Source organism: Frankia sp. CeD (assembly GCF_000732115.1).
Classification (GTDB): domain Bacteria; phylum Actinomycetota; class Actinomycetes; order Frankiales; family Frankiaceae; genus Frankia; species Frankia casuarinae.
In genome coordinates, this window is the sequence record NZ_JPGU01000049.1 from 1 (window position 1) to 18433 (window position 18433).

16 protein-coding genes and 2 pseudogenes are annotated in these 18433 nt (G+C 70.2%); 13 read left to right on the forward strand and 5 right to left on the reverse strand.

Features of this window, described 5'->3' with window-relative positions:
* Positions 1-27: 27 nt before the first annotated feature.
* A complete protein-coding gene (locus tag CED_RS18430; RefSeq protein ID WP_035912730.1) occupies positions 28-276 on the reverse strand; it encodes a hypothetical protein in 249 nt (82 codons plus the stop codon).
* 236 nt (positions 277-512) lie between these two features.
* Here CED_RS18430 and CED_RS18435 point away from each other — a divergent pair, with 236 nt between their 5' ends.
* Positions 513-1301 carry a GntR family transcriptional regulator gene (locus tag CED_RS18435; protein WP_035912733.1) on the forward strand — a complete coding sequence of 263 codons (789 nt, stop codon included), beginning with the start codon at positions 513-515 and terminating at the stop codon, positions 1299-1301.
* A gap of 632 nt (positions 1302-1933) precedes the next feature.
* On the opposite strand, the gene CED_RS18440 is transcribed toward CED_RS18435, so the two are convergent.
* Positions 1934-2263: a DUF6247 family protein gene (locus tag CED_RS18440; protein WP_011438244.1), complete on the reverse strand. Its 330-nt coding sequence runs from the start codon at positions 2261-2263 to the stop codon at positions 1934-1936.
* 150 nt (positions 2264-2413) lie between these two features.
* Positions 2414-3571, reverse strand: a complete 1158-nt coding sequence (locus tag CED_RS18445; protein WP_011438243.1) for a heparan-alpha-glucosaminide N-acetyltransferase domain-containing protein — start codon at positions 3569-3571, stop codon at positions 2414-2416.
* Positions 3572-3711: 140 nt separating this feature from the next.
* On the opposite strand from CED_RS18445, the gene CED_RS18450 reads away from it, so the two are divergent.
* Complete coding sequence (locus CED_RS18450) at positions 3712-4086, forward strand: DUF952 domain-containing protein (protein ID WP_011438242.1); 375 nt, start codon at positions 3712-3714, stop codon at positions 4084-4086.
* Positions 4087-4184: 98 nt separating this feature from the next.
* On the opposite strand, the gene CED_RS18455 is transcribed toward CED_RS18450, so the two are convergent.
* Positions 4185-4484 (reverse strand): 4a-hydroxytetrahydrobiopterin dehydratase, encoded by a 300-nt coding sequence (locus CED_RS18455; protein ID WP_035912735.1) that lies wholly within the window; start codon positions 4482-4484, stop codon positions 4185-4187.
* 173 nt (positions 4485-4657) lie between these two features.
* On the opposite strand from CED_RS18455, the gene CED_RS18460 reads away from it, so the two are divergent.
* The 6 genes from CED_RS18460 to CED_RS18485 all read left to right on the forward strand — a co-directional run bounded on the left by CED_RS18460 (position 4658) and on the right by CED_RS18485 (position 10932).
* The gene (locus tag CED_RS18460; RefSeq protein WP_035729873.1) at positions 4658-5161 is read left to right on the forward strand and encodes a (deoxy)nucleoside triphosphate pyrophosphohydrolase; all 504 of its coding nucleotides are present in this window, start codon (positions 4658-4660) and stop codon (positions 5159-5161) included.
* 313 nt (positions 5162-5474) lie between these two features.
* Positions 5475-7313: a translational GTPase TypA gene (gene typA, locus CED_RS18465; protein WP_035912763.1), complete on the forward strand. Its 1839-nt coding sequence runs from the start codon at positions 5475-5477 to the stop codon at positions 7311-7313.
* A gap of 100 nt (positions 7314-7413) precedes the next feature.
* The gene (gene mshB, locus CED_RS18470; RefSeq protein ID WP_023840098.1) at positions 7414-8301 is read left to right on the forward strand and encodes an N-acetyl-1-D-myo-inositol-2-amino-2-deoxy-alpha-D-glucopyranoside deacetylase; all 888 of its coding nucleotides are present in this window, start codon (positions 7414-7416) and stop codon (positions 8299-8301) included.
* 232 nt (positions 8302-8533) lie between these two features.
* Complete coding sequence (locus CED_RS18475) at positions 8534-9538, forward strand: S1C family serine protease (protein ID WP_051868916.1); 1005 nt, start codon at positions 8534-8536, stop codon at positions 9536-9538.
* 183 nt (positions 9539-9721) lie between these two features.
* Positions 9722-10135 (forward strand): DUF6113 family protein, encoded by a 414-nt coding sequence (locus tag CED_RS18480; protein WP_162839490.1) that lies wholly within the window; start codon positions 9722-9724, stop codon positions 10133-10135.
* Positions 10136-10287: 152 nt separating this feature from the next.
* On the forward strand, positions 10288-10932 hold the full coding sequence (locus CED_RS18485; RefSeq protein WP_011438235.1) for a flavin reductase family protein: 645 nt from the start codon (positions 10288-10290) through the stop codon (positions 10930-10932).
* A 55-nt stretch (positions 10933-10987) separates the two neighbouring features.
* Here CED_RS18485 and CED_RS18490 read toward each other — a convergent pair whose 3' ends face one another.
* Complete coding sequence (locus CED_RS18490) at positions 10988-11974, reverse strand: transglutaminase-like domain-containing protein (protein ID WP_035912739.1); 987 nt, start codon at positions 11972-11974, stop codon at positions 10988-10990.
* 545 nt (positions 11975-12519) lie between these two features.
* On the opposite strand from CED_RS18490, the gene fdxA reads away from it, so the two are divergent.
* The 5 genes and pseudogenes from fdxA (at position 12520) to CED_RS18515 (ending at position 18158) form a co-directional block, all read left to right on the forward strand.
* Complete coding sequence (gene fdxA / locus CED_RS18495; protein WP_011438232.1) at positions 12520-12843, forward strand: ferredoxin; 324 nt, start codon at positions 12520-12522, stop codon at positions 12841-12843.
* Between the two features lie 59 nt (positions 12844-12902).
* Positions 12903-14001: pseudogene (dapC, locus tag CED_RS18500) on the forward strand (succinyldiaminopimelate transaminase); the annotation flags it as partial.
* 205 nt (positions 14002-14206) lie between these two features.
* Positions 14207-15049 carry a 2,3,4,5-tetrahydropyridine-2,6-dicarboxylate N-succinyltransferase gene (locus tag CED_RS18505; protein WP_035912741.1) on the forward strand — a complete coding sequence of 281 codons (843 nt, stop codon included), beginning with the start codon at positions 14207-14209 and terminating at the stop codon, positions 15047-15049.
* A 92-nt stretch (positions 15050-15141) separates the two neighbouring features.
* On the forward strand, positions 15142-16221 hold the full coding sequence (dapE, locus tag CED_RS18510; RefSeq protein ID WP_011438229.1) for a succinyl-diaminopimelate desuccinylase: 1080 nt from the start codon (positions 15142-15144) through the stop codon (positions 16219-16221).
* A gap of 311 nt (positions 16222-16532) precedes the next feature.
* A pseudogene (locus CED_RS18515) lies at positions 16533-18158 on the forward strand (sugar transferase).
* Positions 18159-18433: the final 275 nt, after the last annotated feature.

An 18433-nucleotide genomic window follows, 5' to 3' on the forward strand; every position in this document is an offset into this window, starting at 1 on the left:
GTCCCGGGGCGTATCGAGGGGAGGAGGTTACCGGCCTCGCCGATCAGTCCACGTCCCATAGTTGGGGACAGGTTCGATGTAGTACGTGATGTACGGGTCGTCCGGAGAGAACCAGCCGCCGTCCGCCGTCCGCTCCATGGGCACCGGCTTGCGGGAACCAGCCGCCCGCTCCATGGGCACCGGCTTGCGGGAACCAGCCGCCCGCTGCAACTTCTCACGCGCGCCATCCGCCACGACGTACGTCGTCTCGCGCCCAAGCCTTCCGCGAAGCTTCACAGAGCCCTCCCGCGTTGGTAGTCAGGACGGCCGACGCGGTACTCTTGAAGAGCACTCTGAAGGTGCGCCGGCCCGTGGTGGGTTGCCTCCCACCCGGGCCTTCCTCATGCCCGGAAGGCCCGGACGCCCGACGGGTTGCCTCCCGTCGTGGCGTGGTTACAGAGTACCAGACCTTGTTGGGTTATTGCAATAACCACATGAGATGTTGAGAGGTCAGGTGCAGGTATCGTGGTTACATGATCGACGAGACCAGTGATCGTTCCGCATACCAGCAGGTAGCGGACGCTCTACGCAGCCGCATCTTCAGTGGAGATGTGCAGCCCGGGGCCAAGCTGCCGTCCGAGACGGAGCTGATCGAAGAGTTCCAGGTCTCGCGGTCTACCGCCCGTCTGGCCTACAACGTGCTCCGAGGTGAAGGTCTGATCATCACTCGCCGTGGGCACGGTGCCTACGTGCGGGACCGCCGACCAGTCCGCCGGATCGCGGGTGATCGATACCAGCGTGCGGCCAGCGCCGCAGCGCAGGGCCAGCAGGAGACCGCCTTCACGCTTGACCGTCAGACCCCCTGGTCTGGCTATCGACTTGACAAGGACTTCCGAGAGGTAGGCGCACCGTCCACCGTGGCCGACCTCCTTGAAGTCCCCCCGGACACGCCGGTGCTCGAACGGCGGTTCGTCTTCTACTCCGAAGGCTTCCCGGAGCAGATGAGCCACTCGTACTACCCGCTGTCCCTGGTAGGGGGCACCCCCGTCGCGGACCCCGAGAACGAACCGTGGCCCNGCGGGAACATCGCCCAGCTTGCTTCGCTCGGAGTCGCGGTCACGAGAGTGGAAGAGTCCGTCGGAGCGCGCATGCCGAATCCCGATGAGGCCCGGACTCTGCGCATCCCACCCGGCGTCCCCGTGCTCACGGTCACCCGGCGGATGCTCGCAGGCCCCGACCGGGATCAACCGGTGGAAGCTGCTGTCGACATCACCATTCCCGCCGACCGGGCAGTCCTTGACTACGCGATCGATATCCACTGACCCATGTGCCAACTTTCCTTACTTGTTCAAGGCGGGCCCTCCGGGCCCGCAGGAGCCCCGCGCCGCACACGCCACGCCGAACAGGGCCCCAGGTGGCTCGCCGCGCAGCACGGGGCCCCGCCTCCCTCCGGTCGGCACCCCATGGCGCGTCGGCCACCACCNCATTCGGCGCGTCGGAACGTCGCAGAGCACCGAGTGAACCGACGAACATCACGTGACGATCGAGCAGGAAGCGCGGACTCACAGGACAACTCCCACACGTCGAGCGTCACGGACGACCGCGTGTCCCCGGTGCCCCCTGGTACACGAGCGTTCCACGCGATCTTGAAAAGCTGCCATCGACGATGAGAAGCGACGGAAGGCGAAACCCCTGGTACCAAAGGACTTCCGGGCTATCCGCCGAGGTCACCGGCACCGGGATCGACCTTCCGCTTCAACGTCTGATCAGGGGCCGTTCCCGTGTGATGAGAAGCACCTACCGCGTGGCGACATGCCTGTTGAGACCGCGGCCGTTCAACCAGATCACGCGAAGCACGGTGATAATGATCTATCTATCTTCAATGGTATAGACGATGAGTCTCCAACCGTCACCGAAGGTTGCTATCCACTGATCGTCACGTTTTAGGCAGTCATCAGACCGTGCGTGACGGGTGCGGATGGCCGGGTGGGTACCAGATTTCGGCGATCACGGTCGGATCGCCGGCGGCAATGCGGCGTCGGTCCTCGTCGATGCCCGCCTGGATCTCCGGGTTGGCGCAAAGCACGGCCTGAGGCCACCAGCGGTCAATGACCCGGTGCAGCGGCGCCAGGTCAAGGGCGTCGTCGGCCTCGACAGCCGCCGCGTGGAACTCGGCTTCGAACTCGGCACGATGGTCAGGCCTGAGCGCGGCCCGGACCGCCGGACCGGTGCGCTCAACCCGGTTGCGTACCCCGTACGAGGGGATCGTGACATCCGCACTCATGAGATTGATTCTCGCCCGGCGCAGCCTCCCGACCGCTATGGCCGGACCGCGAAGGAATACGAGTCCGGAAGTAGCTTTGGGATCAACGTCCGCCTCTACAGCGAGGCTGTGGCCGCGGCCTGAAGATCTCCGGCGGCCGTGGTCACCGCGCTAAACGAGCTGCCGGGTGCCCCGGGTGGCCGCGGCGACGATCGCCTCGGCCGGTCCTCGCGCCCCGCTCGCCCGCCAGGCGGTGGCGACGGTCAGGGCTACGGCCGCCTGGAGCAGAAAGGACGGCGTCGGATCCGCGGGGAGGAAGGAGGCGGACATCACGATCACGTGGGTGCAGTAGAGGGTCAGCGTCATCGATCCGACGGCGACGAGCGGGATCAGCATCAGGGGCGGCAGCAGCCGGCTCAGGAGCAGGACGAACCCGAGCAGGGCGACCGCGGCCGCGCCGGTGTGCAGCAGATCGACGGGCGTGGACGAGTGCGGGGTGTCGACGGCCAGCCACCACCAGGTGTTCGTCGGGGTGCTGCCGTACAGCCCGGCGTCGAGGATGGACCGCACCGGCAGCGGCCCGACTCCCGCGACCTCGACGGGATCGACGGATTCGAGTGCGGCCATGCCCGCGGCGTGCCGGAGCAGGGCCCAGGAGACCAGCGACGCCGCCGCGGCGATCGTGCCACCCCCCGCGAGCAGGGCGGCGGCGACCCGCGTGGACCGTAGATCCAGCCGGCCGACCGCGAGTCCCACGCAGAGATACCCGAGCCAGGCAAGCGCCGGATAGAAGCCGGTGAAGCCCATCTCCAGAGTCAGGTTCACCGGGTGGGTGAACGCCCGGCCGAAGGTCGGGTCGGCAAGGGTCGGGGGCGGCAGATGGTCCCGGCTGAGGAGGCCCGCGGCCGGGACGACCGCGAACGCCAGCACCGTGACGACGACCAGCGCTGCGACCGGAGCCCGCAGCAGCGGCACGGCCAGGATGAACATCAGCGCGTAGTAACAGAGGATCACCGCGATGCCGGAGTGGGTGTAGCCGAGGGCGAGGCCGATCGTCCCGATGCAGACCGCTCGTGCCACGGTCGACGCGCGCGCCTGTGGCGCCGGCAGCCGGCCGGTCGACAGCGCCAGCGCCACCCCGGCGAGTACCGCGAAGGCCGCCGAGGCCCGGCCGGCGGCGAGCAGATGCGCGGGGGTCACCGCCCCGTCATCCCCGACCGCGGGATAGATGTGCGTCGCGACCATGCCGATCAGGGCGAGGCCCCGCGCCGCGTCGACTCCGCGTAGGCGGCTTTCCCCGGCGGCCTGCGGGTGACGGGGCTGAAGCATCGCGGGCACGCCCTTCAGACTGGTCTTCGGGCGGAGGTGGGTTTCGTCCGGCCCGCCGGGAGCGTTCCCGGGCCGACACGGGCACCGCGACCGTGGCTCGGCAGTCAACGACCGATGAGTGGCGAGGAGAGGAGGATGGCGTGATCTGCCATCTGGTGGGCCGGTCCGAGTGGGCGGCCGGGGCTGACGGGTACCGCCCGGCGAGCCTGGCATCCGAGGGGTTCATCCATTTCTCCGCCCCGGAGCAGGCCGTGGCAACCGCGAACCGGTACTACGCCGGGCGTGCGGACCTGCTGCTGGTCGTCGTCAACCCGGAGCGGCTGAGCGCGGAGCTGCGCTGGGAGCCGCCGGCGCCCGTGACGCCCGCCGGCCAGGCGCCCGCTGGGGGCACGCCCGCGCCAGGGGAGCTCTTCCCGCATCTCTACGGGACGATCGACACCGCAGCGGTGACGATCGTCGTACCGTTCCCGCCTGATCCGGATGGTGTCTTCCGGGTGCTGCCCAGTCTCTGGTGATCTCCACATCTGTTCGGTACGAGACGTCTGTTCGGTACGAGACGTCTGTTCGGTACGAGACATCTGTTCGGTACGAGACATCTGTTCGGTACGAGCGCTCAGTACGAGACGCCGGCAGAGCGCAGGATCTGTGAGATCCTGCGGGCCAGGGCCACGTCCAGTTCGGTGACGCCGCCGACCGAGTGGGTCCAGACCGTGAAGGTCGTTGTTCCCGGGCCCCGCTCGACGACCGGATGATGGTTCATCACGTCCGCTGCCTGCATGACCTCGGCCACGATCGCGTCGGCCTCGTCCCCGTCCAGCATGATCTCCAACTGGATCCGGTCGGCGTCGCCGATCCAGCCGGGTAGTGCCNCCAGCGCCCCGGCGACTTCGGTGGTGTCCAGTCTGCTCGGCATACCGATTCCCTCCGGCTGGTGATTCTCTGATTCTCTGGCTTGGATTCTCTGGCTTGCGGTCCGCGTCCCGCCGCTCGGCGAGCCGTCTTGGTGGAGCCACCCGAAAGGGTCATCAGACACGATCCGCCGGGAACGGATCCACGGCTGGCCGGACTCTGGGAGAGTCCGGCACCATGAACGCGGATGTGGAGGGCTTGGATGCCCTCCCTTCTACCCATGGACGACGGCGTGGAACACCCGAGGACCGGGACGGCACCGACTCCCCGGTGGTGAAGGGACGTCTGGTCGTCGCCGTCGCGCTGCTCGACGATGATCGCCGGGTGCTGGCCGCCCGGCGCCGGGAACCGCATCCCTACGCCGGGATGTGGGAGTTTCCGGGCGGCAAGGTCGAGCCCGGCGAGCACGAGCTCGACGCGCTCGTCCGGGAGTGCCGGGAGGAGCTCGACGTCGAGATCGAGGTCGGTCCGCCGCTCGGTGAGGTCGGGCTGTCCAGCCCCGGATGGGTGCTGCGGGTGTGGCTCGGCCGGGNGACGCGCCAGCAGCCCCGGCTCGTCGAACATGACGAGCTGCGCTGGCTCGGCGTGGCCGAACTGGACGATGTCCGGTGGATGCCGGCCGACGGTCCCCTGGTGGCGGAGCTGCGCCGCGTGCTGTCGACTCCCGGATCGCTCTTCTGAACGTCGACTCTTCTGAAGGTCGGCGACGGGAGGTCGCGGACCGGTGAAGCCCCGGACCGGTGAAGCTCGTTGTGGCCGAGGCATCCGTGCCATGGGTGCATCCGTGCCATGGGTGCACCCGTACCATGAGTGGCGGTGCGACCGTTGCCGGTGTACGCGTGACGGGCAGATCGTCGTGCCGCGGCGCCGACACCATGGCGGACACTCGCCAGAACGTTCGCGTCACCGGTTCATGCGTTACCGTCGTTTCATGCGGTGACGTCGTCGTTGTTGCGGGGTCGCGAACCCCATGTCCGCCCCGGAGCGCATCACCGTGTCTCTTCGTGCCGATCTTCGAAACGTGGCAATCATCGCCCACGTCGACCACGGCAAGACCACCCTCGTCGACGCCATGCTGCGCCAGTCCGGCGCGTTCGGCGAGCATGCCGAGCTCACCGACCGCGTGATGGACTCGATGGACCTGGAGCGTGAGAAGGGCATCACGATCCTCGCGAAGAACACCGCGGTCCGTTACGGCGACATCACGATCAACATCGTTGACACGCCCGGTCACGCCGACTTCGGCGGTGAGGTCGAGCGTGGCCTGTCGATGGTCGACGGCGTCCTGCTGCTCGTGGACGCGAGCGAGGGCCCGCTGCCCCAGACGCGCTTCGTCCTGCGCAAGGCGCTCGCGGCGCGGCTGCCGGTGGTGCTCGTCATCAACAAGGTGGACCNGTCGGACGCCCGGATCGCCGAGGTGGTTGACGAGACCTACGAGCTCTTCCTCGACCTCGACGCCGACGAGGACCAGATCGACTTCCCGATCGTCTACTGCAACGCGAAGGCGGGTCGTGCCTCCACCACCCGCCCGGCCGACGGGGTGAGCCCGGACTCACCCGATCTCAAGCCGCTGTTCGACCTTCTGCTGGAGACCGTGCCGGCGCCGTCGTTTGATCCTGACTCGCCGCTGCAAGCCCTGGTCACCAACCTCGACGCGTCCCCGTACCTCGGCCGGCTCGCGCTGTGCCGGGTGCACAACGGCACGATCAAGCGTGGTCAGCCGGCGACGCTGTGCCGGGCCGACGGCAGCCAGCAGCGCGTCAAGATCAGCGAGATGCTGATGACGCAGGCGCTCGAGCGGGTACCGGCGGAGTCGGCCGGGCCGGGCGACATCATCGCCATCGCCGGCATCCCCGACATCACGATCGGGGAGACCCTCGCCGACGCCGATGATCCCCGGCCGCTGCCGGTTATCACCGTTGACGAACCGTCCATCAGCANGACGATCGGCATCAACACCTCCCCGCTCGCCGGCCGTTCCGGCAAGAAGCTGACGGCGCGGCTGGTCAAGAACCGGCTGGACGCCGAGCTCGTCGGCAACGTGTCGATCCGGGTCCTGCCCACCGAGCGGCCGGACACCTGGGAGGTGCAGGGCCGCGGGGAGCTGCAGCTCGCCGTGCTTGTCGAGCTGATGCGGCGCGAGGACTTCGAGCTGACCGTCGGCAAGCCGCAGGTCGTCACCCGCACTGTCGACGGTAAGATCCACGAGCCGGTGGAGCGCCTCACCATCGACGCGCCCGAGGAGTTCCTCGGCACGCTGACCCAGCTGCTCGCGCTGCGCAAGGGCCGGGTCGAGCAGATGGTCAACCACGGCACCGGCTGGATCCGGCTGGAGTACCTGGTCCCGGCCCGCGGGCTGATCGGGTTCCGGACCGAGTTCCTCACCGAGACCCGCGGTACCGGGCTGCTGCACCACGTCTTCGACCGGTACGAGCCCTGGTTCGGGGAGCTGCGCACCCGGGCGACAGGCTCCATGGTCGCCGACCGCAGCGGGGTGGCGACCGCATACGCCCTGTTCAACCTCCAGGAACGCGGCACGATGTTCGTCGGGCCGACGACCGAGGTCTACGAGGGCATGATCGTGGGTGAGAACTCCCGGGCGGACGACATGGACGTCAACCCGACCAAGGAAAAGAAGCTCACCAACATGCGTTCATCCACCGGCGACGAGCTGGTCCGGCTCACCCCGCACCGGATACTCACCCTTGAGCAGGCGCTGGAGTTCTGCCGCGAGGACGAGTGCGTGGAGGTCACCCCGGGCTTCGTGCGTCTGCGCAAGGTGGCGCTGACCGCCGCCGAGCGCGAGAAGATCCGCTCCCGCCGCCGAGCCTGAGCGGTCCCTACATTGCGGCAAAGCTACCCATAGGGTCGTCAATGTGACGACAGCTACCCCATCATCACCCTCTACTGCGCCACTTCCCACCCGGCGGGCGATGTTCGTGCACGCCCACCCCGATGACGAGGTGATCTCGACGGGGATCGCGCTTGCCTCGTACGCCGCCTCCCCCGACACCCACGTCACCCTCGTGACGTGCACGTTGGGGGAGGAGGGGGAGGTACTGGTGCCCGAGCTGATCCATCTGCGGGCGGATCGGGGCGACCAGCTCGGTGGCTACCGGATCGGCGAGCTGGCCGGTGCCTGCGCCGCGCTCGGCATCACCGACCAGCGCTTTCTTGGCGGTCCCGGGCGTTGGCGGGACAGTGGGATGATCGGCACCCCCGCCAACGACCATCCCCGCTGCCTGTGGCGGGCGGACCTGGACGAGGCCGCGGCGGAGCTGGTGCGGATCGTGCGCGAGGTCCGGCCGCAGGTGCTCGTCAGCTACGACGCCCGTGGTGGTTACGGGCACCCCGATCACATTCGGGCCCACGAACTCACCCGGCGGGCCTTCACCGACGCCGCCGACCCGTCCTTCGCCCCGCAGGCCGGTTCGGTCTGGCAGGTCGCCAAGCGCTACGAGACGGCGCTGGCGCGATCGAGCGCCGTCGCGGGCTTCGAGTACTTCCGCGATTCCGCCGCTGAGAGCAACCCGTTCGCGGGTCTGACGTCCGTGGACGAGTTGGGGGTGACGCTTGTCGACGATGCGGACATCACGACCGAGCTCTCCGCTCCCCACTTCTTCGAGGCGAAGATCGCCGCCATGCGGTCGCACCGGACGCAGATGAGCGTTGACGGGTTCTTTTTCGCGCTCGCCGACGGCATCGGCCAGCGAGCCTGGAGTGTCGAGCACTTCGTGCTGGCCGAGGGCGCCCGGGGGCCGGGGGACGGTCCGGACGGGCGGGAGCGGGACCTGTTCGCCGGTCTCGTGTGCGAGCCCTGATCGGCTCCGGTGCCCCGGCCCGCTGACGCCCCGGCCCGATCGTCTGCTGCCTGCCTGCCTGCCTGCCTGCCCGCCTGCCTGCCCGCTGGCCGATCGTCTGCTGCCCGCTCGCCTGCCCGCCCGCTCGCCCGCTCGCCGCGGTGGCACAGGCACCTCGGTGGGAATGTTCTGGACGGCCCCGTGTTCGTAACGCTGTAATCAATGTAAGTGTGGCGTCGGCCGAGGAGGTCGGATGCGGACCAGACGTGCCAGGGGAGACGGACCCGACCCGACGCGGCCCGGTGGTTCCTTGCCGGTCGAGCCGCTGGACGCCTACTCCGCGGTCGTGACCCGGGTGGCCGCGGCGCTGACCCCGTCAGTGGCCAGCCTACGGGTGCGTACCCGGCGCGGCGCGGGAGCCGGCTCCGGGGTGGTGTTCACCGACGACGGGTTCCTGCTGACCTCCGCGCACGTCGTCGAGGGGCATCGGGCCATCTCCGGAGCATCGGTCGGGCTGGCGCAGTTCGCGGACGGCACCGAGCGCGAGGNCGACTTGGTGGGTGCCGATCCGCTCTCGGACCTGGCCGTGCTGCGGGCCCGGGGCACGACCCCGCCGGCTGCCGTCCTCGGGGACGCCGCGGGTCTGCGGGTCGGCCAGCTCGTCGTGGCCGTCGGCAACCCGCTGGGGCTCACCGGCAGCGTGACCGCCGGGGTCGTCAGCGCCCTCGGCCGGTCGTTGCCGACCCGTTCGGGCTCGGCCGTGCGGGTGGTCGACGAGGTGATCCAGACCGACGCGGCTCTCAACCCGGGTAACTCCGGCGGGGCGCTGGTCACGGCCGACGCCCGGGTGGTGGGAGTGAACACCGCCGTCGCCGGTGTCGGCCTGGGGCTGGCTGTCCCGGTGAACGACACGACGAGGAAGATCCTCGCCGCGTTGATGCGCGACGGCCGGGTCCGCCGGGCGTACCTGGGGGTCGCGGGGGCGGGTGTTCCGTTGCCACCCGCCGTGGCCGAGCGGATCGGGCAGCGCCACGGTGTCTGGCTGGCCGAGGTGGTCGTCGGCAGTCCGGCCGGGATCGCCGGGCTGTTCACCGGGGATCTCGTCCTGTCGGTGGCCGGGACGCCCGTCGTCGCTCCGGGTGATCTCCAGCGGCTGCTGACCGAGGGCACGATCGGCCGGCCAGTGGAACTCACGGTGTGGCGGCGGGGCGCGTTGGTGGACGTGATCGTCGTACCTGCCGAGTTGGTGATCGCCTGAGGACCGAGATCTGCCACCGGGGTCCGCTACGGGGGTCTCGGGGCTGGGGCCTCGGGGCTGGTCGGCCTGACCGGGCGGGCCTGGCGGACGATGTCCTACTGTCGGAGAATGCCCCGTCCCAGCGCCGGTCCCCGCCGGACGCCGCCCTCAACCCGGTTGCAACGACAGCCGGCACGGCCGTCGTTGCAACCGTCCCCGGACCCGCAACCCGGCAGGGCCTTTCTGACCGCCTCCTACACACTGGGGGTGTTTCTGGGGGTCGGGCTGGGTCTCTACGGCGTCTTCCTCGTTCCCGCCGGTCCGCGGCCGGGGGGGATGCTGCTGTCGCTCGGCGTACTGGTCGCGCTGGTGGGCAACGGGGGTGCCGCGCTGCTGGTGCGGTGGCTGACGGGCACCCGGCTGGGACCCACGACCGTGCTCATCGGCTGGGCCGTCGTCGTGCTGCTGTTCGCCAGCTCCCGCCCCGAGGGGGACCTGCTGTTGCGGGCGAGCGGATCTGGCTACGCGTTCCTGTTGCTCGGGGCACTGAGCCCGATCGCGGTCGCCGTCCTCGCCGGGGCACGGCGGGGGCTCACGGCGCTTCCTCCCGGTTGCTGAGCACCGGTCCGGTCACCCGGTCACCCGGTCACCCGGTCACCGGGTCGCCTGTCTCGCCCTGGGAGATGTCACCGGCTCTTGTGATGTGGGAGATGTCACCGGCCCTTGGGGACTGTCGCCCACGTGGTGAGCGGAGCGGGTAGCGTGGCCGGGTGGGTAGCCCTGCGCACCGTGGAGAGAACCGGGCCGGCGCGCCCGCCTCCCCGGTCTCTCCGGTCTCTCCGGTCTTCCAGGTCTCCCAGGCCGACCGGTCGATCCTGCGGACGGCGGACTTCCGCAGGGCGGTCGGCAGGTTCGCTACCGGAGTGACGGTTCTCACGACCGTCGCCGACGGTCGCCATCTCGGCATGACGGCGAACTCGTTCGTCTCGGTCTCCCTCGACCCGCTGCTGGTGCTCGCCAGCATCCGCCGGGACGCCCGCTTCCACGGTCCGCTCATGGCCTCGGGGGTGTGGGGAGTCTCGGTGCTCGCCGAGGACATGGCCGAGACGTCGCGCTGCTTTGCGAAACGCGCGTATGACCAGCCCGGCGACATGTTCGCGGGATGGGAGCACTCGATCGGGCCGGAGACCGGAGTGGTCCTGTTCGACGGCGCGCTGTCGGTCTTCGAGTGCCGGACGGTCACGACCCATCCCGGGGGGGATCACACCCTCGTCCTCGGTGAGGTCGTCTCGTTCGCCCAGCCGCGGGACGATGTCGGACCGCTCGTCTTCTACGACGGGCGCTACCTCGACCCGGTCGGTGCGGATACGGGAGGAACAGAGGCGCGGAGGGAAACAGACGGTTCCCGAAGCTAACAGGCGCTTCCCAGAGCTAACGGACGGTTCCCGGGCGGGCGGACGGTCTCCGGGGCTAGTTGAGCCGGGCGCGGGCCGCGGCGGCGGCCTGGCGGGCGGCCGCCGCGGCGGCTGGCTCGACCGCGGCCACCGTGTCGGCGAACGCGGTCAGATCGGTGGCCCCGCCGAGAAAGTCGCCCAACCGGACGCGGAGCTCGCCGCGCTCCCGGCGCAGGCTCGCCGGGTGGTGGGGGAGCAGCAGGGACAGCTCGACGGCCCACAGCCGCATGTGCGGCGCGTCCGAGCGGGCCCCGAGGATCCGGATGTTGCCGAGGATCCGGGTGAGCACGTCCTGCGCGCTCATCGGGGCGAGGTGGGCACGGGTGAAGGCGAACCCGGCCGCGCGTACCTTCTCCGCGGCGTCGTGCACCGTCAGTAGTCGACCGGCGGCGAACGGATCGACGAGCACGTGGTCCTGGGGGGAACCCACCGCGACCACGACGTGCCCCGGAAGCCCGACAGGATAGGCGGGGACCCCGAGCCGGGCGGCCACCTCCAGCCAGACGACGGAGAGCAGGATCGGCAGGCCGCGCCGCCGGCGCAGCACATCGGGGAGCNGNGAGGAGCGCAGGTCGGTGTAGTCGTCCTCGGCCCCGGCGAAGCCGGCGGCGAGCCCCAGGGACTCGTGCAGCGTCTCGGCGGCGATCCTCGGATCGAAATTCCCCGCTCCCGGGCCGAACCCCTCCAGGCGCCCTGCCGCCTCGGATCCGGATTCCGGCTGTGCCTGTCCCGGCTGTGCCTGTCCCGGTGCGCCGGTCTGGCNTGCCACCGGCGTACCGTGCTCGGCCCGGGGGAACCGGGGCCGTCGGCTCGAGGTCGTCCGCGCGGCGAGCAGTGGACGGGCCTGCGCGGCGAATGCGTCGAGGGCGCTCAGGGTGGCGGTGGCATCGGGGGCGTCGGCTGCCGGGTCGACCTCGGCGGCGAGCAGNTGGCAGGCGACCGCCAGGTCGATCGGCTCGCGGCGCACGACCTCGGCGAACCTGCCGCGGCTGCGGGTGCTCACGAGAGCTCGCTCGGAGCGTTCACGCCAGGGGCGGCCGTCTCCGGGGCAGCCGCCCCTGGTGGGGCAGCAGCCTTCAGGCCGGGCACCTTCGGATCGGGCGTGTCCGGATCGGGTGTGTCCGGGACGGTCGTCCCCAGGACAGTCGCCCCCGCGATAGTCGCCTTCGGGGTAGTCGTATTCAGGGTAGTCGTATTCGGGACAATCTCCATGAGAGCCGTCGCATCCGGGACATTCCGCGTACGTCGTGTCGGTGGGCGGGGTGGGATGACGCGTGCCGCTACGACGGCATCCTCGGTAACCTGGACGAGTGTGCCCTCGGCAGTGACAACCGTGAGCACGCCCGATGACCATGACCGCAACGTTCCGAGAACATCACTGAGGGATACCGGTCCGGGGATGCGGTGGCGGAGCATAACTCGCGCGCCAACATCGGCCGGAGTGATGCGGACGACATACACCACCAGCGCACGCCCTTGTTGTCGACACGGAACTGTCCAGGTCGATACTAAGGACTCAGTCGCCCGTGAGCCCGAGGAGGAAAACCGGTGACCTACGTCATCGCAGAGCCCTGCGTCGATGTCAAGGACAGGGCCTGCATCGAGGAGTGCCCGGTCGACTGCATCTACGAAGGCGGACGGATGCTCTACATCCAGCCTGACGAGTGTGTCGACTGTGGTGCCTGTGAGCCGGTCTGCCCGGTGGAGGCCATCTACTACGAGGACGACGTTCCCGATCAGTGGAAGGGGTACACCGACACCAACGCGAACTTCTTCGAGGAGCTCGGGTCGCCTGGCGGCGCATCGAAGGTCGGCGCCCTGGACTTCGACCCGCCGACGGTCGCCGCGCTGGCTCCTCAGGGCGAGTCCTGAGCGGCCCTGGGAGACCCGGCAACATCTCCGGAGTCCCGCGGTCACCGGCCCGGTCCCGGGTGCGACTGCCCGACTTCCCGTGGGACCAGCTGGTCTCCTTCAAGGAGAAGGCCCGGCTGCATCCCTATGGGTTGGTCGACCTCTCGGTGGGTACTCCGGTCGACGCCACGCCGGCCGTCGTGCAGCAGGCGCTGGCCGGCTCCGCTGACGCTCCGGGGTACCCGCTGACCGCGGGTACCCCGGAGCTGCGCGAGGCGGCGGCCGGCTGGCTGGCCNGCCGGCTCGGCGTGCTCGTCGACCCGGGCGCGGTGCTGCCCGTGCTCGGGACGAAGGAACTGGTGGCCCAGCTCCCCGGTCAGCTCGGGCTCGAACCCGGTGACCGGGTGTGGGTGCCGACCCCGGCCTATCCAACCTACGAGGTCGGCGCGCTGCTCGCCCGCTGCGAACCGGTGGCGGGCCCGGCCGACGGGGTGACCCTGATCTGGTTGAACTCGCCGGGGAACCCGACCGGGCGGGTGCTCACGGTCGACGAGATGCGCGCCGTGGTCACCTGGGCGCGGGAGCGCGGTGTGATCGTCGCCAGCGACGAGTGCTACATCGAGCTGGGCTGGGAGAGCCGGCCCGTCTCGGTGCTGCACCCCGACGTGTGCGGCGGCTCCCACGAGGGACTGCTGGCGGTGCATTCGCTGTCGAAGCGGTCCAACCTCGCGGGCTACCGGGCCGGGTTCGTCACCGGTGACCCGGCCCTGGTCGAGGGTCTCCTCGCGGTCCGCAAGCACGCCGGCTTCATGATGCCGACGCCCGTGCAGGCCGCCATGNCGGCTGCGTACGCCGACGACATGCATGTGGCGGATCAGCGGGCGCGCTACGCCAACCGGCGGGCCGTCCTCGCGGCGGCGCTCGCGGTCGCGGGNTTCACCATCGATCACAGCGAGGCCGGCCTCTACCTGTGGGCAACCCGGGGTGAGGAGGCCTGGGCCACGGTGGACGCGCTGGCCGAGGTCGGGATACTCGTCGCGCCCGGGACGTTTTACGGGGAGGCTGGCCGGTATCACGTCCGGATCGCCCTGACCGCCGCGGACTCGCAGGTGGCGACTGTTCCCGAGCGGATGACGATGCTGTCGCCGGTCGCCGCCACGGGGCAGCCCGGCCATGGCGCTCGGCCCGGCCATGGCGCTCGGCCCGGCCGTGGCGCTCGGCCTGACCATGGCGCTCGGCCCGGCCATGGCGCTCGGCCCGACTACGGTCAGCCGGTCACTCAGGGCAGCTATGGGGGTGCCGAGCCGGACATCCGTTAGCACCCGGCCCGGATCCGCGGCCCCGCCATCTCGTGCGGCCGGGGTCACCTCGTAGGGTCGGGCTTGTGAGCGCCTCGAACACATCCCTCGACTCTCCGATCGATCCCGCCGTCGACGAACTGTGGGAACGGCGGGCGGAGCTGACCCCCGCCGACGCCGACGCCCGCAAGATCGTGGTGGCCGCCGTCGACGCCATCGATGCGGGAGTGGCCCGGGTCGCCACGGTCACCGTGGACGGCTCGGTCGCCGTTGACGAGCGGGCCAAGCGGGCGATCCTGCTGTCCTTCAAGGTTCTCGCCATGGTCGAGTCGTCCGCGGGCGACTTCCACTTCCATGACCGGGTGCCGCTCAAGACCCGGTTCGACAGCGTGCGGGTGGTACCGGGCGCGATCGTGCGCTGGGGCGCGCACGTCGAGCCCGGGGCCGTCCTCATGCCGAGCTACACCAACATCGGCGGCTACGTCGGCGCCGGCACCCTCGTCGACACCTGGGCCACGGTCGGATCCTGCGCCCAGGTCGGCCGCAACGTGCACCTGTCCGGTGGGGTCGGGCTCGGCGGGGTCCTGGAGCCGCCGAACGCGGTCCCCGTCGTCGTCGAGGACGACGCCTTCGTCGGCAGTCGCTGCATGGTGGTGGACGGCGCGCGGGTGCGCCGCGGGGCCAAGCTCGGCGCCGGGGCGATCCTGACCGCCTCCACCCATGTCTTCGACGCCACGACCGGCGCGGAGTACCNGCGCGGGGAGATCCCGGAGCGGGCGGTCGCGGTCGGTTCCAACCGGGTGAAGTCGTTCCCGGGCGGAGAGTTCGCGATGCCCTGCATCCTGGTGCTGCGGACGCTCGCCGAGGGCGAGATCCACGACAAGCTGGCGTTGAACGACATCCTGCGGGAGCATGGCGTCGCCGGCTAACGATCTTGTTGCCGGCTGGCGTCCTGTCGCCGGTTAATGATCTTATCGCCGGTTAACGATCCGCTGGCCCGGTGACCGTAGGGTGTGACGGCATGAGCCTCGACCTCACGGCGCCCGTCGGCGAGCTGACCCGGGCGCTGGTTGACGTGCCCTCGGTGAGTGGGGACGAGGCCGCCCTCGCGGGCGCGGTGGAGAAGGCGCTCACCGCGGTGGACGGGCTGCGGGTTGACCGGGACGGTGACGCCGTGGTGGCCAGGACCGAGCTGGGGCTGCCCGGCCGGATCCTGCTTGCCGGCCATCTGGACACCGTTCCGCTGGCGGGCAACCTGCCCTCGCGTGTGGTGGGCGGGCGGCTCTACGGCTGCGGGACGTCGGACATGAAGGCAGGGGTCGCGGTCGCGCTGCGGCTCGCGGCCACGCTCCCGGTCGCCACGCCCGGCGCGATGAGCCACGACGTCACCTGGGTCTGCTATGACCACGAGGAGGTCGAGGCGGCCCGCAACGGGCTGCGTCGGCTCGCCGCCCGGCACCGGGACTGGCTGGATGCGGATCTGGCCATCCTGATGGAACCGACCTCCGGCGAGATCGAGGCGGGTTGCCAGGGCACCCTGCGGGTGGTCGTGACGCTTCCCGGCACCCGGGCGCACTCGGCCCGGTCGTGGCTCGGGGACAACGCCATCCACAAGGCCGGCGATCTGCTCCGCCGCCTCGCCGGCTACCGGGCGCGGACGGTGACGCTGGACGGCTGCACTTACCGTGAGGGGCTCTGCGCGGTGCGGATCGACGGTGGGGTGGCGGGCAACGTGATCCCCGACCGGTGCCAGGTCACGGTGAACTTCCGGTTCGCTCCGGACCGGGGCCCCGACGAGGCGGTGGCGCATGTTCGCGAGGTGCTGGGTGGCTACGACGTCGAGGTCACCGATCTCGTCGGCGGGGCGCTGCCCGGGCTCGCCGCCCCGCACGCGGCGGCGTTCGTCGCCGCCACCGGTCGTGTGCCGGTGGCGAAGTACGGCTGGACGGACGTGGCGCGCTTCGCCGAGCTCGGGATCCCGGCGCTCAACTACGGGCCGGGCGATCCCAACCTGGCCCATGCCCGGGACGAGTACGTCGAGCTCGCCGCGATCGACGAGGCCGAGCGGCTGCTACGGGCGTACCTGTCCGGTGTCTCCTGACTGTTGTGTCTCCTGACTGTTGTGTCTCCTGACTGTCGCGTCCCTTGACCGCCTAGTCGCGATTTTTGTTACGCGTATGAGTCATCGGGGTTGACGTCGTGGATCCTCCTATCTCGGCACGTTAGAGTTACTCGCGTATGTGCGGTGCCGGTCGGATGGGGGGTCCGGATGGCCGGTGGTGCGGCGGGNTNGGGGGNTCGGCACCAGGCCTGGGCACGTCGATACGCAGGTGACACGCGTGGTCGGCGCCAAGCAGCGCTCCCCCCGTCGTCGTCGGTCCGAAGATGTTGCGGCCGTGGGGGGTCTGCCAGGTGACGGACACTGTCTTCAGCCATGCACAGGTGGGGTTGGCCGCGGGGCCGGGCACGGATGCCATCCCGAAACCGCTGGACGGGGCCGATGAGCCCGCCCGGTACGACGGGTACGAGGTGGGCGCGGGCCCCGGCGCGGGCCCCGGCGCGGACGGAACATCCGACGGTGTCGTCGACTACCGGGCGAAGGTTCGCTGGGAACGGCCGTACGGCTGGCTGCTCGTGGGTTCCGACGCGGCCGCCTGCGTGGTCGCGGCGGGAGTGGCCTACCTGGTCCGGTTCGGCGGACTGGTTGAGTTCGACCTGAAGCCGGTCTCCGCGACGCCGTATGTCGCCATGTCGATCCTGCTGCCCGTCGCGTGGGTGTTGTCGATGTACCTGAGCCGGGCGTACGAGAGCCGGTTCCTCGGCAGCGGCTCGGAGGAGTTCCGCCGGGTCCTCAACGCCGCCGCGCAGCTCACCGCGGTGGTGGCCGTCCTGTCCTATGCGACCAAGGCCGAGCTCGCGCGTGCCTACGTGCTGATCGCCTTCCCGACGGCGCTGCTGCTGACCGTGGCCGGCCGCGCCACCGCGCGCGGCTACCTGCACCGGATGCGCCGGGCGGGCCGCTGCCTGCACCGGGTGCTNGTGGTCGGGGCNGGGGANTCNGCNGCNNCNNTGGTCCGGCTGGCCCAGCGGGATCCGACGTCGGGTTGGNCGGTCGTCGGTGTCGTGCTCGACCGCTCGCCCGGCCGGCACAGTCACGACTCCCCGGAACGCAGTGGGTTCGACCTGCTCGGGGTGCCGATCGTCGGCACCTCGGAAACCCTGCACACGGCCATCCGGGCGACGTACGCCACCACGGTTGCCATCAGTCCGCAGATGGACGGCGAGACGTTGCGCCGGGTGCTGTGGACGCTGGAGGGCAGCGACGTCGACGTGCTGGTCTCCTCGGCGCTGACCGACGTGACCGGGCCGCGGATCTCGATTCGTCCGGTGGCCGGGCTGCCGCTGCTGCACATCGAGGAGCCGGAGCTCACCGGNNCNCGNCGGGNNATGAAGNNNNTNTTCGACCGNNGNGTGGCCGNNNNGNTNNTCCTGCTGTNCNCNCCGNTGNTNCTNGNNCTNGNGCTNGCGGTGCGCCTGACCAGNCGNGGNCCGGCNNTNTTCAAGCAGATCCGGGTNGGNCGGGGTGGTGAGCACTTCACNATGTACAAGTTCCGGTCGATGTACGTCGACGCGGAGGCGCGCAAGGCGGAGCTGGAGTCGCGCAACGAGCGGGCCGAGGGGCTGCTGTTCAAGATGCGTGACGACCCGCGGATCACCAAGGTCGGGAAGTTCCTGCGCAAGTGGTCGCTCGACGAGCTGCCGCAGNTGNTCAACGTNNNGNNCGGCACGATGTCGCTGGTGGGGCCGCGTCCGCCGCTGCCGTCGGAGGTCGCCCGCTACGAGGACGACGTGCACCGCCGGCTGATGGTGAAGCCGGGGCTGACCGGCCTGTGGCAGATCAGCGGCCGGTCGGACCNCGAATGGGACGAGTCGGTGCGGTTGGATCTGCGGTACGTGCAGAACTGGTCGCTGCCCCTCGACTTCTACATCCTCTGGCGCACCGTGTTCGCGGTCCTGCGCCGCGAGGGTGCGTACTGAGCCTTCCTCACGTAGTGGCAGTACTCTGACGTGATTCGCGATCTTGGGTGTCGTCCGGGTTCTCTCCCGGGAGGATCCCGAACGGGATCCTCCCGGGACGGTTGGCCGGGGCCTTCGGGGAGTATTTGGGACCGCGGGTCCCGGGATGTTTGCCGAAAATGATCACTTTGGCTTGTCCCGTCCTGCCCCAGGCAAGGACTCGTGCAGCCTGCCAGCCGGAACCCGTCAACGACCGGTAGCTCAGCATGCCGGGCGATCTGACGATTGGTGTCGGG

Coding starts and splice junctions, on each gene's coding strand:
- CED_RS18440 (WP_011438244.1), bottom strand. CDS start 2,263: ATGAGTGCGGATGTCACGATCCCCTCGTACGGGGTACGCAACCGGGTT.
- CED_RS18445 (WP_011438243.1), bottom strand. CDS start 3,571: ATGCTTCAGCCCCGTCACCCGCAGGCCGCCGGGGAAAGCCGCCTACGC.
- mshB (WP_023840098.1), top strand. CDS start 7,414: ATGTTCGTGCACGCCCACCCCGATGACGAGGTGATCTCGACGGGGATC.
- dapE (WP_011438229.1), top strand. CDS start 15,142: ATGAGCCTCGACCTCACGGCGCCCGTCGGCGAGCTGACCCGGGCGCTG.